General features: G+C 69.7%; 19 protein-coding genes. 7 read left to right on the top strand and 12 right to left on the bottom strand.

What is annotated here, in order from left to right:
• Positions 1-27: 27 nt before the first annotated feature.
• Entirely contained in the window at positions 28-465 is a 438-nt protein-coding gene (locus tag ABEA39_RS10890; RefSeq protein ID WP_345375882.1) for a VOC family protein, read from the bottom strand.
• A 195-nt stretch (positions 466-660) separates the two neighbouring features.
• On the opposite strand from ABEA39_RS10890, the gene ABEA39_RS10895 reads away from it, so the two are divergent.
• Positions 661-1,227, top strand: a complete 567-nt coding sequence (locus tag ABEA39_RS10895) for an NAD(P)H-dependent oxidoreductase (protein ID WP_345375883.1) — start codon at positions 661-663, stop codon at positions 1,225-1,227.
• Between the two features lie 78 nt (positions 1,228-1,305).
• Here ABEA39_RS10895 and ABEA39_RS10900 read toward each other — a convergent pair whose 3' ends face one another.
• Positions 1,306-1,761: a GNAT family N-acetyltransferase gene (locus ABEA39_RS10900; protein WP_345375884.1), complete on the bottom strand. Its 456-nt coding sequence runs from the start codon at positions 1,759-1,761 to the stop codon at positions 1,306-1,308.
• Between the two features lie 319 nt (positions 1,762-2,080).
• The gene (locus ABEA39_RS10905) at positions 2,081-3,337 is read right to left on the bottom strand and encodes a PTS transporter subunit EIIC (protein ID WP_345375885.1); all 1,257 of its coding nucleotides are present in this window, start codon (positions 3,335-3,337) and stop codon (positions 2,081-2,083) included.
• A gap of 168 nt (positions 3,338-3,505) precedes the next feature.
• Between ABEA39_RS10905 and ABEA39_RS10910 the strand changes: the two genes are divergently transcribed.
• Positions 3,506-3,736: a PTS transporter subunit EIIB gene (locus tag ABEA39_RS10910; RefSeq protein ID WP_345375886.1), complete on the top strand. Its 231-nt coding sequence runs from the start codon at positions 3,506-3,508 to the stop codon at positions 3,734-3,736.
• The gene (locus tag ABEA39_RS10915) at positions 3,733-4,185 is read left to right on the top strand and encodes a PTS sugar transporter subunit IIA (protein ID WP_345375887.1); all 453 of its coding nucleotides are present in this window, start codon (positions 3,733-3,735) and stop codon (positions 4,183-4,185) included. The genes ABEA39_RS10910 and ABEA39_RS10915 overlap by 4 nt, the downstream gene beginning before the upstream one ends.
• 30 nt (positions 4,186-4,215) lie before the next feature.
• Here ABEA39_RS10915 and ABEA39_RS10920 read toward each other — a convergent pair whose 3' ends face one another.
• The 3 genes from ABEA39_RS10920 to ABEA39_RS10930 all read right to left on the bottom strand — a co-directional run bounded on the left by ABEA39_RS10920 (position 4,216) and on the right by ABEA39_RS10930 (position 6,455).
• Positions 4,216-4,944, bottom strand: a complete 729-nt coding sequence (locus ABEA39_RS10920) for a GntR family transcriptional regulator (protein WP_345375888.1) — start codon at positions 4,942-4,944, stop codon at positions 4,216-4,218.
• A 145-nt stretch (positions 4,945-5,089) separates the two neighbouring features.
• Positions 5,090-6,046 (bottom strand): helix-turn-helix transcriptional regulator, encoded by a 957-nt coding sequence (locus ABEA39_RS10925; RefSeq protein ID WP_345375889.1) that lies wholly within the window; start codon positions 6,044-6,046, stop codon positions 5,090-5,092.
• Positions 6,033-6,455, bottom strand: coding sequence for a hypothetical protein (locus tag ABEA39_RS10930; RefSeq protein ID WP_345375890.1), 423 nt, complete (start codon positions 6,453-6,455; stop codon positions 6,033-6,035). The genes ABEA39_RS10925 and ABEA39_RS10930 overlap by 14 nt, the downstream gene beginning before the upstream one ends.
• A 178-nt stretch (positions 6,456-6,633) precedes the next feature.
• Here ABEA39_RS10930 and ABEA39_RS10935 point away from each other — a divergent pair, with 178 nt between their 5' ends.
• From ABEA39_RS10935 to ABEA39_RS10945, 3 genes are all read left to right on the top strand, one after another.
• A complete protein-coding gene (locus tag ABEA39_RS10935) occupies positions 6,634-7,350 on the top strand; it encodes a GAF and ANTAR domain-containing protein (RefSeq protein WP_345375891.1) in 717 nt (238 codons plus the stop codon).
• 195 nt (positions 7,351-7,545) lie between these two features.
• The gene (locus ABEA39_RS10940; RefSeq protein WP_345375892.1) at positions 7,546-8,118 is read left to right on the top strand and encodes a cysteine hydrolase family protein; all 573 of its coding nucleotides are present in this window, start codon (positions 7,546-7,548) and stop codon (positions 8,116-8,118) included.
• A 69-nt stretch (positions 8,119-8,187) separates the two neighbouring features.
• Positions 8,188-8,598, top strand: coding sequence for an ester cyclase (locus ABEA39_RS10945; protein WP_345375893.1), 411 nt, complete (start codon positions 8,188-8,190; stop codon positions 8,596-8,598).
• A gap of 217 nt (positions 8,599-8,815) precedes the next feature.
• On the opposite strand, the gene ABEA39_RS10950 is transcribed toward ABEA39_RS10945, so the two are convergent.
• A complete protein-coding gene (locus ABEA39_RS10950; RefSeq protein WP_345375894.1) occupies positions 8,816-9,349 on the bottom strand; it encodes an MOSC domain-containing protein in 534 nt (177 codons plus the stop codon).
• Complete coding sequence (locus ABEA39_RS10955) at positions 9,346-9,999, bottom strand: uracil-DNA glycosylase (protein WP_345375895.1); 654 nt, start codon at positions 9,997-9,999, stop codon at positions 9,346-9,348. The genes ABEA39_RS10950 and ABEA39_RS10955 overlap by 4 nt, the downstream gene beginning before the upstream one ends.
• Positions 10,000-10,118: 119 nt before the next feature.
• On the opposite strand from ABEA39_RS10955, the gene ABEA39_RS10960 reads away from it, so the two are divergent.
• Positions 10,119-10,289, top strand: coding sequence for a CsbD family protein (locus ABEA39_RS10960; RefSeq protein ID WP_345375896.1), 171 nt, complete (start codon positions 10,119-10,121; stop codon positions 10,287-10,289).
• Positions 10,290-10,400: 111 nt separating this feature from the next.
• On the opposite strand, the gene mtnN is transcribed toward ABEA39_RS10960, so the two are convergent.
• Genes mtnN through ABEA39_RS10980 form a run of 4 tightly spaced genes read right to left on the bottom strand, consistent with a single transcriptional unit; the run spans position 10,401 to position 13,857 of the window.
• The gene (mtnN, locus tag ABEA39_RS10965) at positions 10,401-11,126 is read right to left on the bottom strand and encodes a 5'-methylthioadenosine/S-adenosylhomocysteine nucleosidase (RefSeq protein WP_345375897.1); all 726 of its coding nucleotides are present in this window, start codon (positions 11,124-11,126) and stop codon (positions 10,401-10,403) included.
• Positions 11,123-11,590: an S-ribosylhomocysteine lyase gene (locus ABEA39_RS10970; RefSeq protein ID WP_345375898.1), complete on the bottom strand. Its 468-nt coding sequence runs from the start codon at positions 11,588-11,590 to the stop codon at positions 11,123-11,125. Before ABEA39_RS10970 ends, mtnN begins: the two co-directional genes overlap by 4 nt.
• 56 nt (positions 11,591-11,646) lie before the next feature.
• Positions 11,647-12,399 carry an SDR family NAD(P)-dependent oxidoreductase gene (locus tag ABEA39_RS10975; RefSeq protein WP_345375899.1) on the bottom strand — a complete coding sequence of 251 codons (753 nt, stop codon included), beginning with the start codon at positions 12,397-12,399 and terminating at the stop codon, positions 11,647-11,649.
• A 15-nt stretch (positions 12,400-12,414) separates the two neighbouring features.
• Positions 12,415-13,857 carry a helix-turn-helix domain-containing protein gene (locus tag ABEA39_RS10980; RefSeq protein ID WP_345375900.1) on the bottom strand — a complete coding sequence of 481 codons (1,443 nt, stop codon included), beginning with the start codon at positions 13,855-13,857 and terminating at the stop codon, positions 12,415-12,417.
• Between the last annotated feature and the right edge of the window lie 224 nt (positions 13,858-14,081).

Consider the following 14,081-nt stretch of genomic DNA (forward strand, 5'->3'; position numbering starts at 1 on the left):
GCCGCAAGCGAGGGCCTGTGCCGCAGCTCAGTCCAGGCAGAACTCGTTGCCCTCGACGTCCTGCATCACGAGGCAGGACTCGTTGATGCCGTCGGCGGGCAGGAGTCGGAAGCGGGTCGCGCCGAGCTCCTGCAGGCGAGAACCTTCGGCCTCGAGGGCGGCGAGCCGTGCATCCCCCGTCAGCCCGGTGCCCACGCGGATGTCGAGGTGCACCCGGTTCTTGACCACCTTGCCCTCCGGCACGCGTTGGAAGAACAGGCGCGGACCGACACCGTTCGGGTCCTGGCAGGCGGACGCGGAGCCCCGCTGTTCGACGGGGAGGCCGGCCTCGAACGCGTCCCACGACTCGAAGCCCGGCGGGGGCGAGGGCAGGACGTAGCCCAGTGCCGCGCACCAGAACTGCGACACCCGCGCGGGATCCGCGCAGTCGAACGTGACCTGGAACTCCCTGACCGTCGTCGTCATCGGGCCACCCTACGGTCGGCGGTGCGTCCGGGACAAGACCGCGGCGCCCCGGGATGAGACCGCGGTTCCCGAGAACAAGACCGCGGCGCCCGAGAAAAGACGGGAATACCTGGAGCCCGCCGATGCTTATGCGTTTGTATCTACTTTTGCGCCGGCGATCAGTCGGCCCGCCTCACACGTCACACAAGGAGAACCATGTCCGATTCCTCGATCCTCGTCCTCGTCGGCAGCCTTCGCGCCGCCAGCACCAACCGCCAGCTCGCCGAGGCCGCCGCGCAGATCGCCCCCGAGGGCGTCACGCTGACCATCCACGAGGGCCTCGGCCACATCCCGTTCTACAACGAGGACATCGACGTCGAGGGCTCCGTTCCCGAGGGCGCCGCCAAGCTCCGCTCGGCGATCGCCGACTCCGACGCGATCCTCGTGATCACCCCCGAGCACAATGGCACGATTCCCGCGAGCCTCAAGAACGCCATCGACTGGGCCTCGCGTCCCTTCGGCGAGTCCACCATCGTCGGCAAGCCCCTCGCCGTCATCGGCTCCGCGTTCGGCCAGTTCGGCGGCGTGTGGGCTCAGGACGAGACCCGCAAGGCCTTCGGCATCACCGGCGCCAAGGTGCTCGACGACGTGAAGCTCTCGATCCCCGGATCCGTCGTGCGCTTCGCCGAGACCCACCCGAAGGACGACGCCGAGGTCGTCGGCCAGCTCGCCGACGTCGTCGACAAGCTCGTCGCCGCGACCAGCGAGACCGTCGCCGCGTAACCAGCGCCCCGGAAAGACCCGCACAAGCGGGGGATGCGCCTCCCGGCCCGAACCGGGAGGCGCATCCTCTTCACGGCCTCAGCCCAGCGACTTCGCCATCAGCACGTAGTCGCCGTCGGTGCCCGTGACCTCGAACCCCGCCCCCAGGTACAGCCTGCCGGCGGGGTTCGTCGTGTGGACGCCGAGGTGGAGCCTCCGGTGGCCGGCGGCCCGGGCATCCCGCGTGAACCGGTCGAGGAGGGCGCGGCCGAGGCCCTTCCCCCGGAACGCCTCGTCGACGTTGATGGTGACGAGGGTGGCGCCGTCCGGGGTGGCGGTCCAGAGCTCGTAGCCGGCGAAGGCGCCGTCGACGAGGAGCACGCGGGCGCGGTCGGCGTTCGAGGTCCAGAGGTCGAGCTGGCGGTCGGCGGCGTGCAGCCACTTCTCGAACGACTCCGGCTCGAACTGCTGCATGTAGGCGGCCTCGGCCCGGAAGACCCGGCCGAGGTCGCCCAACTCGAGACCGCGGAAGGTGTGCTCGGGCGCAGGCGTCATAGCCCGAGGCTAGCTGGCCGCCGCCGTGCATCCCCCGCCCGCCGCCCCCGAAGAATCGGCGGAGGCCCCACTGCCAGTCGGGGGGATCGTGCCGTTTCGACGGGGGTGAGGCGGTGGCCCCCTCAGAATCGGCGGAAGCCCTCCTGCCCGACGGGGGGATCGTGCCGATTCGACGGGGGGCCGGGCGGAAGGTCGAGGGCCGGGGGCCGGGGGCCGGGGGCCGAGGGTCGGGGGCGGAAGGGCGAGGGGCAGAGGCCGGGCCTCAGGAACGAGGCGAGAGCGCGGCAGCCGACGAGGCCGCCGCCGCGCATCCCCCGTCTCAGGCCTTGGTCGCCTCTTCGACCGACTCGGCGCTCTCGCCCTCGGGTTCGCGGCCCGGGGTGCGGAGGTTCCAGCGTTTGATCACGAACGTGAACAGGAAGTAGTAGATCAACCCGTACCCGATGCCGATCGGGATCAGCCAGATGGCCTTCTGCGCCTTGCCGAAGTTCAACACGTAGTCGATCGCTCCGGCGGAGAACGTGAAGCCGTCGTGGATTCCGAGGGCGTTCACCAGGGCCAACGACGTGCCGGTGAGCACCGCGTGGATGATGTAGAGCGGCCACGCGACGAACATGAACGAGTACTCGAGCGGCTCGGTGATGCCGGTGACGAACGAGGTCAGGGCTGCCGAGAGCATGATGCCGCCGATGAGCTTGCGGCGCTTGGGGTTCGCGGTGCGCCAGATCGCGAGGGCGGCGCCCGGCAGGCCGAACATCATGATCGGGAAGAAGCCGGTCATGAAGATGCCCGCGTGCGGGTCGCCGGCGAAGAAGCGGTTCAGGTCGCCGTGGGCGCCCTTGTAGTCGCCGACGATGAACCAGACGACCGAGTTGAGGATCTGGTGGAGACCCGTGGGAATGAGGAGGCGGTTCGCGAGGCCGTAGATGCCACCGCCGACGACCGAGTTGGTCGCCGCGGTCTCGCCGATCCAGGTGATCGCCGCGTTGAACGGGATGTAGACGTAGGCCATGGCAATGCCGATGATGAGACCCGACACGGCGGTGAGGATCGGCACCAGGCGCCGACCGGAGAAGAAGCCGATGAAGTCGGGCAGCTTCGTGCGGTGGAAGCGCTGCCAGAGGACGGCCGAGACGAGGCCCATGACGATGCCGCCGAGCACCCCGAAGTTGATGGTCGGCACGGTGCCCGCGGCGTTCGCCTTGGTGCCGAGCACGATCGGCGACATGGCCTGGAACACCGTGTAGACGACCATGTAGCCGACGACCGCGGCGAGGGCGGTCGAGCCGTCGGACTTCTTCGCCCAGCCGATCGCGATACCGACGGCGAAGATCAGCGGCAGCCAGGTGAACACGCCGTTGCCCGCGGCGGAGATGACCGCCGCCCACTGGCCGAAGCCGGGGATCGCCCCGAGCAGGTCCGTCTGGCCGAGGCGGAGCAGGATGCCCGCGGCCGGGAGGACCGCGATGGGGAGCATGAGGCTGCGGCCGAGGCGTTGCAGGTTCGCGAACGCCCGACTCTGCTTCTTCGGCGGCTGGGCGACCGCCTCCGTGCTCGACTCGACTGTGGTGCTCATGGTGGATCCTCTCGTCGTTGGGTGGAGCTCCGGGCTTGAGCGAGACGCGCTGCCCGAGTACTGTCCAGGGAACGGTCGCGGTCCTGTCCGGTCATGACCAGTGGTCAGTCTCGACCGAGCCTCACGCTCGTGTCAACCGGATCGTGCGAAACGAAACCAGGAGGAAACATGTCGAAAGCGGAAGACATCATCGCGGCCCTCGGCGGCGCCGACAACATCGAGGAGGTCGAGGGCTGCATCACCCGCCTCCGCACCGAGGTCGTCGACCCGGGCCTCGTCGATCAGGCGGCACTCAAGGCCGCCGGCGCGATCGCGGTCGTCGCGATCGGCACGGGAATCCAGGTCATCGTGGGGCCGGAGGCCGACAACCTCGCCCAAGACATCGACGACCTGCTGTGACGAGCGTCCTCACGCCCTTCGCCGGTCGCGTCGTCGCGCTCGCCGACGTGCCCGATCCCGTCTTCGCTCAAGAACTCGTGGGGGCCGGGGTGGCCGTCGTACCGCCGGCCGACGCCACCTCGGTGACGGCGGTCGCCCCGCTGGCCGGCATCATCGTCAAGCTGCACCCGCATGCGTTCGCGATGCTGGGCGACGACGGCACCGAGCTGCTCGTCCATGTCGGCATCGACACCGTCAAGCTCGCGGGAGCCGGCTTCGAGCTGCTCGTCGAGGAGGGCTCCGCCGTGAAAGCGGGCGATGCGGTTGTCCGGTTCGACCCGGTGGCCATCGCCGCGGCGGGGTACTCCGCCGTGTGCCCGGTGCTGATCCTCGGCTCGGCGCCCGGCTCGGTCGCCCAGGGCTCCGTCGGCCGCGAGGTCGCCGAGGGCGACGAGCTCTACGCCGTCTGACCGATCAACAACCGTAACCGCCAGCGCGGGTTAGGTGCCCGCAGTCACCTCCATCTGCACCCGGTAGCGGTCGCTGCGGTACCAGCTCACCGTGTGCTCCACGGGTCGGTCGGCTGTGTACGAGACGCGGTCGAACAGCAGCACCGGCGAGTGGGTCCGGGTGCCGAGCAGGGTCGCGACGTCGTCCGGAGCGGCCTCGGCGGCCACCGTCTGGTGCGCGCGCACGATGGGGTCGCGGTAGTGGTCGGCGGCCAGCGAGTAGATCGAGCCGGCCAGGTCGTGCTCGAGGAGCCCGGGGAACGCGTCGGCGGCGAACCAGGCGTCGTCGATCGAGATCGGGACGCCGTCGGCAAGCCGGAGCCGCTTGACGTGGTAGCCCCGGGCATCCCGCGCTCGATTCAAGGCGGCAGCCGTCGCCTCGGGCAGACCCTCTTCTGTGCGGACCAGCACGATGGTGGTGGGCACGTGGCCGAGGCCTCGCATCTCTTCGGTGAACGACGCGAGGTGGAGGGTGGACTGCACGGGCCGGTGCGCCACGAAGGTGCCCTTGCCGCGCACCCGGGTCAGCCGGCCCTCGTTGACGAGCTGGCCGACGGCCTCGCGCACGGTGATACGGCTCACCCCGTAGTCGGTGATGAGCTGCCGCTCGGAGGGGATCGCGGCGCCCGGCTGCAGGCCGCCGGTGATGAGCCCCCCGAGGATCTGCCGGAGCTGCTCGTGCTTCGGAACGGCCCCGTCGACGATGTGCTGCGGTGCCATCGTGTCGCCTCCACCTCCGCCACCCAGGGCGCGTGCTGGTCATGATCGGACATGACCAGCACAGCATAGTGCGGCGAGATCGGGGATGCACGGGGCCGGTCACCCGGCGACCCAGACGTTGCGCGCTCCCCCGGCCCCGCCCCGCTCAGCGCTGCAGTGTGACCGAGGGGCTCTCGCCGAACCGCCTCGCGTACCCGGTGGCGAACCGGCCGGGATGCGCGAAGCCCCACCGGGCCGCGATGGCCGCCACGGTGGTGTCGCGGGGCCCGAGGTTGCGCAGGTCGTCGCGGGCCCGCTCGTAGCGGATGCCGCGGAGGTAGTCGGTCGGCGTGACGTCGAGGTGCCGGCTGAAGGCGACCTGGAGGCCGCGGAGGCTGAGGCCCGCGTCGTCGGCGATCTCGGTCGGAGTGATCGGCAGGTGAGCGTGCGAGTGCATGAACTCGACGGCGTGCCGCAGGCGGGCGTTCCGGGGAGCGAGCAGGGCCTCGGGCAGCGGCGGCCCGGCGTGCTTGAACGTGCGCAGGAGGCTCGCGGCGGCCTCGCGGTTGACCTCGGCGCGGGCGAGCGTGGTGGTCTCGCCGGTCAGCACGGTCTTCGCGACGCGCGCGATGGTGTTGCGCCACTGCCGCAGGGCCTCGTCGTCGGGGATCGCGGTGTGGTCGAAGGTGAGGCCGCCGGGCAGAGTGCCCTCTTCTTCGGCGGCGATGCGCTCGAGGTATCCGGCATTGAAGTGGACCAGGTTCTGGCGGTAGTCGGTGAACTCGAAGGCGAACTGCTTGCCGGTCGGGAACATGGCGGGCTTGCCGATCTGGAGTGGCAGCTCGTCGCCGCCGACGTCGTACACGCCCGCGCCCCCTGTGATCCACGAGACGACGTACTCGTTCTCCGGCTGGATGGCCCCCTGCACCGAGCCGAGGAACATCGACGACCGCAGGGTCATCTCGTTGTCGCCGGTGATCGTGTAGCGGTACGCGAAGTCGGTGTCGGTCAGCTCGGTGGTGAAGCCGGCGCCGTTGTAGCTCTCCTCGTACATGGCCCGCGCCTGGTCGAGGTCGCGACCGGCGATCTCGGAGTGGATGAACGGGTCATTATCGATCGACACGGGCTGATCTTGACACGGACTCCGCCTCGGATGCTCCTGAGAATGCGTCCTCTGGATAGCGGGGTGGTCCGAGGACCTTGCCGAGAGCGGTTTCGAGGGCGGGCCGGAAGACCCTGGGCACTCGAGCCGCCGAGTCGTGCCCGTTGCGGAAGGTCACCACGACGGCCCCCGGCTCGTCGACGAGCCACCACCGGGCGACCTCGGCGAGGGGGATGCTCCGCCGGTGTTCGGCGATCTCGGGCCCCTCGACGACGATCTCGTGCGGGTAGACGAACACGGCGTTCTGCCGACCGTGGATCGTCGCCGTGCATTCGAAGAGCAGGGCGGGGTCGAGCGGGCCGAAGAACTCCGCCCAGGTCGTGTCGACCCAGTCGGACTCGGAGCCGGGGTCGGGGGACGTGCCGCTCACTCCTGCACCGCCCCACCCCCGGCTCGTCGCCCGATGTCTTCGGTCCGCTGTGCCGGTGCCAGAAGTCAAACACTCGTCGCCGAACCGACCAAGCTCGTCTGGCCACGAAGCGAACTGCCGCCTTTCAACCCCTTGTCCGAAGTCGATCGTGCCCGAGGTAATTCGGTAAATTCGGAGCATGACCGACGGGGACTGGCGCGAAAAGCAGCTTGCCGACGTATTCGTGGCTCTGGCCGACACTCTCGAAGACGGCCACGGAGTCATCGACACTCTCACTCTCCTTGTCGACGCCGCCGTGCAGTTCACCGGGGCCTGCGCAGCCGGCATCCTCCTGGCCGATGCCGCAGGCGAACTCCACGTCGTCGCGTCCACCGGCGAGAACAGCAAGGCGGTCGAAGATGCCCAGCTCGGCACGAGCGAGGGCCCCTGTTTCGACGCCTTCCGCACGGGGCAGGTCGTCGACGTCGACGACATCGCCCACCGCGCCGAGGAGTGGCCGGCGTTCTGCGCCACCGCTATCGCAGCCGGCTTCGTCTCCGCCCACGCCGTCCCCCTCCGCGTGCGGGGGACCACGATCGGGTCGCTGAACCTGTTCTCGAAAGAGGGCGGCCGTCTCGACGAGCACCAGTCGAACATCGCTCGGGCCCTGGCCCAGACGGCGACGATCGGAATCCTCCAACAGGATGCACTCGCCAAGCACGCACGACTGGCCGAACAGTTGCAGGCCGCGCTCGACAGCCGAATCGTGCTCGAGCAGGCCAAAGGCGCCCTCGCGAACGAACTCCAGATCAGCGTGAAGGAGGCCTTCGAGGTGCTCCGCACGGAGGCGCGTCGGCGTGGCATGAAGCTCCACGACGTCGCCCAGCAGGTGGCCGATCGACAGCTCTCCTCGTGAGCGGAACGGTCCGTTCATAACGATTCGCGGGGGACCGAACCAAAACGTTTGCGCCGGTACGTTTCGCGGGTAAAGTTCGATTCACGACCCGGACCCGTCGCGCGAAAGTCCCCTCCAGGGCGGTCGCCTCGCGGTGAGCACGGATCAGGGCTGCGAGTCGACCGACCTGGAGGACTGCACCGACCTGGAGGCACTATGACGACTCTGACGGATCGCCCGCAGACGGCGCTCGTCGTGATCGACGTGCAGAACGGCGTCATGGCCGAGGCGTACGAGCGCGACGCGGTGGTCGCGAACATCGCACTCCTCGTCGAGCGGGCCCGTGCATCCCACGTTCCGGTCGTGTGGGTGCAGCACTCCTCCGACGAGCTGCCCCTCGAGAGTGAGGCGTGGCAGTACATCCCGGAGTTGACGATCGGCGACGGCGAGCCCGTGGTCCGCAAGCTCTACGGCGATTCGTTCGAAGGCACCGACCTCGAAGCGGTGCTGGCTTCGCAGGGGGTCGGGCGCCTGGTCGTCGCCGGGGCTCAGACGGACGCCTGCATCCGATCGACGCTTCACGGGGCGTTCGTGCGCGGGTACGACGCCACGCTCGTCTCCGACGCGCACACCACCGAAGACCTGAGCGCGTACGGGGCCCCGACCCCCGATCTCGTCGTCGCGCACACCAACCTCTACTGGCAGTACCAGACGGCGCCCGGCCGCGAGGCGGGCATCGTCGAGACGGCGGCGGTCGACTTCGAGGCGCTGGCTCCGACCCGCGGCTGAGCGACGGCTTCCGGCTCGCGCGTAGACAGGAGCGGTGCCGCACCCGAGCGGCCGGAGCAGGAGACCCCTATGGCCAGCGAGAAGACCGAAGGCGCCCAGGCCGTCCTGGACGCGCTCGAACTGATGCGCGACATGGACAAGCCCGTCGAAGAGCGCTTCACCCCCGACTTCACCGATCACGACCCCGCCGAGGGCCAGCCCGCGGGCGGCGGCGGCATCGCGTGGTTCTGGGAGCAGTTCGGCAAGTCGTTCACCGACCTCGAGCGGAACGTGCTCGAGGAGATCGTCACGCCGACCAAATACATCACGATCATGGACCTCTCGGGCACGCACTCGGGCGACTTCCAGGGCCACCCCGCGACGGGCAAGCGCTTCACCGTGCGGAACGTGCAGGTCATCGGCTTCCGCGACGGCAAGGCGAGCGACCGCTGGGGCTCCACCGACCAGCTCGGGATCCTGCAGCAGCTCGGCCTCGCCTAGCCGCAGGCGTCCGCGTGTGCGCCTGGAGCTGCTCCGCTGAAGCCGCGCCTCGTTCAGCCCCCGCGGCAACTCCAGAACACGCTGCTCACTTTCCGCTGAAGCCGCGAAAACGGGAGTCGGCGCACACTGCTGCCGCGCGCGACTCCAGAAGCTGCGGGCCGCCGAGAAGATGAGCGGCGTGTTCTGGAGTCCGGCGCTCAGCCGCCCGCGTCTGCACTCAAACGTCCGTCGCGGCGGCGGGCACAGGCTCGAGCAGCTCGAGCGTCACCGGGCCGAGCGACAGGACCCCGTCCGACAGCGGCTCGCACCGCACTCCCCCGCGCCGCCGCAACGCTTTGAACGCTCCGGGCGCGAGCACCTCGTCCATCCAGGCGCAGGGGTGGGCGGGTCGGTTCCCCTGCAACACGACCGGCCCCTGCCCCGAGTCCAGCGAGAAGCGCCGCCCCACGAGCGCATCGACGTCGAGACCGCGGGTGATCACATTGCGGCGGGTGAGGGCCGGGTCGAGAGGAGCGGTGAGGCCGAGCATCCCGCGGACCTCGTCGAGGGACTCGACCGCGAACAGCGTCACCGACGCGCGGCGGTGGGCCGGGGCGTTGAAATAGCGGTCGCCGACCACGCCGAGGCCTGCGCGGAGATCGATGCGGTCGAAGAGCTCGGGGGCGTGCGGCGGCTGCGGGCCGTCGGAGGGTCGGCCGGAGTAGCGGGACGTCGGCGACGCGAGCAGCAGGTCGATGGTGCCGTGGATCACGCCATCGCCTCGTTCAGCGCGGCGAGCCCCTCCGCGAACTGACGGGCACCGCCCTGCGCGGGATGCCGCACCGCGTCCGCCGCCACCCCCTGCGAGGCGAGCGCCCCCTGCGACTTCCGCCCGACCGCCACAATCCGTTCGATGCCGAAGGCCTCTGCGAGAGCCAGTGCGATCGGGGTCCCGGCACGGATCTCGGCGGGTCGCGGCGTCCGGTTCGTCAGGGGCGAGCCCGCGACGAACGGATGGTTGGGGTAGATCGGCCACGAGACCGGCAGCGGCCCCCGCCACCGGGCGAGCGAGGCCCAGACCACTCGAGACGAAGCCTCCCAGAGGGCCGTGGGATGCGCGGGTCGACGGAACCCGTCGCCCGCCTCGTCTCCCGTGATGAGGCCCGGGGTCGCTTCGAGTTCGCGCACGCTCATGAACGGCACCCCCGTCACGCTCGTGCCCCGATGCCCGGGAGCCTCGGCGACGAGCATCACGCCGGACCCGCGCGCTCCGAGCAGATCGAGGTAGCGACGCAGGTTGTCGCGGCGGAGCGCCCCGTCGTCGGTGTTCGGGTCGAAGAGGAACTCGGCGTCGTCGGGCGTCGTCTCGCGCATGCCGTCGAGCAGCGCGAAGAACCGGCCGAGGTCGGTGGTTCTCGTCATGCGTCCATCATGCTCCGCACCCGGTCTCGACTTTTTTCGGGGGATTCCGTGACGATTGGAGCGCTCGGTGCGTCCCACCAGTAGCAAGCACCAACCGACACTCGCATTGGAGGCTCCTGATGAGCGCAGCAGACAAGATCAAGAACGCCGCGGAAGACCTGGCCGGCAAGGCCAAGGAGACCGTGGGCAAGGTCACGAACAACGACTCCCTCGAAGCCGAGGGCAAGGCGGACCAGGCCAAGGCCGGCGTCAAGAAGACCGGCGAGGACGTCAAGGACGTCTTCAAGTAGGTCATTCGGACCCGTTGCACCGGCGCCCCGACTCCCTTCGAGGGAGGCGGGGCGCTCGTGCGTCTGCTCGCTGCACGCGGCCGCACAAAGCAGCCCTGCGCGGCTCGGGGCTCAGCGAGCCAGCGCGTCGAGCAGCTCGACCACGACGATCGCCGACCGGTCGGAGGCGTCGTCGACGTGCCGCAGGTGGTCGTCGTCGGCGGACGGGCCGCAGAGGTCGGAGATGCCCCGGACGGAGACGAACGGCACGCCGAAGACGTGGCTGGTCTGGGCGATCGCGACGGTCTCCATGTCGGTGGAGCGCGCGGCGGGGAACTCCGAGCGGATGCGGGGCACCCGGTCGGCGTCGACGAACGCGTAGCTGGACACCATCAGGCCGCGGGCCACCGTGAACGGCGTGCCGTCGGGGAGGGCGGCGGCGGCGGGGACGGCCTCGAGCAGCTTCGAGTCGCCGAAGTAGGCGGCGGGCATGCCCGGCACCTGCCCCAGCTCGTAGCCGAAGACCCGCGCGTCGGCGTCGATGTTGATGTAGCTGGAACCCACGACGACCTCGCCGACGTGGACCCCCTCGCCCACTCCCCCGGCGGTGCCCGCGCTGATCACCAGCGGCGCCGAACCGACGAGGCCCTCGCTGAGCAGGGTCGTCGTAGTGGCTCCGGCCGCGTTGACGAGCCCGATGCCGCTCATGACCAGGACGATGGGATGCCCGGCCAGCGTCATGGACTGCAGGCGCGCGTTTCCGACCTTCCACGGCTCGGAGACGTCGACCGACCGCTCGAGGAACGGCAGCGACTCGTCGTCCATCGCCACGATGACGACGGCTTCAGGAGGCGTCATGCGGAGACGACGGACCATTCCGCGCGGTCGTCGAGGAACGTGCGGACGGCGGCCTGAGCGTCTTCGAGCGAGTGGTTCGCACCCCAGCCGCACTGCACCTCGTTGGCTGCGGGGACCTCGTCGGCCATGAGGATGTCGTTCATGGTCTTGTCGATCAGGTCGAGCACCTCGTCGTAGCTCGGCGCCCCCTGCAGGATCAGGTAGAAGCCGGTCTGGCACCCCATCGGCGAGAAGTCGATGACCTGCGACGAGTGGTTGCGGCTCTTCTCGGCGAAGAGGTGCTCGATGGAGTGCACGGCCTTCATCTCGAGGTGGGCTTTGTTCGGCTGCGTGAAGCGGACGTCGTACTTGTCGAGGACGTCGCCGTGCGGGAGCTCTTTGTGGTCGGCGAGACGCACGTAGGGGGCTGCCACCGTGCGGTGATCGAGGTTGAACGACTCGACGTTCATGTGCGGCTGTGCCATGAGGTGCCTTCTTTCGATGCGGTGCCCCAAGTCTACGGACGCCCCTGCGAGCGAGGTCAGATCGCCGTGTAGCCGCCGTCGATGGTGTACTGCGAGCCGGTGACGAACGACGCGGCATCCGAGAGCAGGAAGCCGATCACGGCGGCGACCTCGTCGGCCGTGCCCAGGCGGCCGGCCGGGTGCTTCGCGATGAGGCCGTCGTGCACCTCCTTCGGCATGTTCGCGAGCAGGGGCGTCTCGATGTAGCCCGGGTGCACCGAGTTGACCCGTACTCCCTGCGCGGCATAGCCCGCGGCGGCGGCCTTCGTCAGCCCGGCGACACCGTGCTTGGCCGCGGTGTACGGCACTGCGGACGGCTCCGCCACGAGGCCGAGGATGCTCGACACGTTCACGATGGATCCGCCGCCGGCAGCCAGGATCGCGGGGATCTCGTAGTGCACGCCGTAGAACACGGCGCTGAGGTTGATGTCGATGACCTTTTGCCAGCCCGCGATGTCGATGTCGGCTGCGAGCCCCGACGGACCGCCGATGCCCGCGTTGTTGACCGCGAGGTGGAGCCCCCCGAACGTCTTTACCGCGAAGGCGACGGAGGCTTCGACCGAGGACGGGTCGGACGTGTCGCCCACGAAGACCGCCGCAGTGCCTCCCGCGCTCTCGATCTCGTCGACGACGCCCTGGGCCGCCTTCTCGCTGATGTCGGAGACGACGACGGAGGCTCCCCCGTCGGCGAGGAGGCGCGAGACGGCCGCGCCGATGCCGGAACCGCCGCCGGTGACGAGGGCGACCTTGCTGTCGAATGTGTTGTCCATGCCCGGAAACTACGCTCAGTCGCTGGTCGCGTGCTGGTCGAGGAACGCGTAGACCTCGGAGTCGTCGACGCCCGGGAAGCTCCCGGAGGGCAGGGGCGCGAGGATGTGCGCGTGCAGTCGCGCGGACGGCCAGGCGTTGCCGCCCCAGCGCGCTTCGAGGTCGGCTGCGGGTCGACGGCAGCAGGACTCGTCCGGGCACCGCGACACCGCGCGGACCGTCGTCTCGCGGCCGCGGAACCACTTCGCCTCGTCGAACGGCACGCCGACCGTGATCGAGAAGCCGCCGCTGTCGGTCGACCCGGTCTGCGTCGCGCACCAGAACGTGCCTGCGGGGGTGTCGGTGTACTGGTAGAACTCGGTGGTCCGGTTCGTGTGCGTGAAGGCGGTGCGGGCGCTCCAGTTGCGGCAGACGAGTTGACCCTCGATGGCCCCGGTGGCGTCGGTCGGCAGAGGCAGCCCGTCGTTCTCGTAGCCCTTCTGCAGAGCCCCGTCGTCGCCGACTCGCAGGAAGTGCATCCGGATGCCCAGGTGCTGGGTCGCGAGATTGGTGAACCGGAGCGCCGCCGACTCGTGAGTGGTGCCGAAGCTGTCGCGGAAGTCCTCGATCGAGAGGTCGCGGTCGGCCTTGGCCCGCTGGAGGAACGCGACGGCGTCGCGCTGCGGCATCAGACAGGCGGCGGCGAAGTAGTTGATCTCCAGGCGCTGGCGGAGGAAGTCGGCGTAGTCGTCCGGACGCTCGTGGCCGAGGAGTCGGTGCGCCATGGCCTGGAGGGCCATCGAGCGAAGGCCGTGACCGCCGGGGATGCTCGCCGGCGGCAGGTAGATCCGTCCGTTCGCGAGATCGGTCACCGACCGCGCCGAGTGCGGCAGATCGTCCACGTAGACCAGTTTGAAGCCGAGCTGTTCGGCCATCACCGTGACCTCGCGGTGGGTCAGCGCTCCCCCGGTGTGTCCGGTCTTGGCGACCGTCTCCTCGGCGAGGTCCTCGATGAAGCCCAGGTAGTTGTTCTCGGCCTGGAGGACGTCGCGGAGCTGATTGTTGGCCCGACGTGCCTCCTCCGGCGTCGCGATCGCCAGGCGCGCTCGCCGCTGGAGCTCTTCGTGCAGGCCGACGAGGGCGGCGAGGGTCTCGTCTGGCGTGCCCGAGGTGGGCTTCACGGTGGGGAGCCCGAGCGAGGCGTAGAGCTGCCCGGCCTGGAGGCGGGCGACTTCGAGCTCGAGCCGGGAGCGGCGGTCCGGCGCCTCGTCGACCAGGAGGTCGGCCACCTCGATGCCGAGGCGCGCGGCGATGTCGGTAAGGAGACTGAGGCGGGGCTCGCGCTTGCCGTTCTCGATGAGCGAGAGCTGGCTGGGTGCTGCACCCACCTGGGCCCCGAGGGCACCGAGCGTGAGGCCGCGTGCGGTGCGGAAGTGCCGGATGCGGTGGCCGAGGGTGGCGAGATCAACGGTGATCGTCATCCGTTGACGGTAGCGAAAGTTCGGGGGTTCTTGCCAGTGGTGGGTGTCGGCGAGTTCGCCCGTCGACAAAACAGGACGGATGTCGCACTCGGGCCCTGTGGGGCTTCGAGCGCGACATCCGTCCTGAGATGGTGACGCGGTACTACTGGGTTGTTACTCCTGGATCTGGGCGGTGATGGTGGCGGTGCCGACGAGGAGCTGGCTCTTGACGGCGGTGGTGCCGA

It is taken from the genome of Frondihabitans cladoniiphilus (assembly GCF_039544345.1).
Classification (GTDB): domain Bacteria; phylum Actinomycetota; class Actinomycetes; order Actinomycetales; family Microbacteriaceae; genus Frondihabitans; species Frondihabitans cladoniiphilus.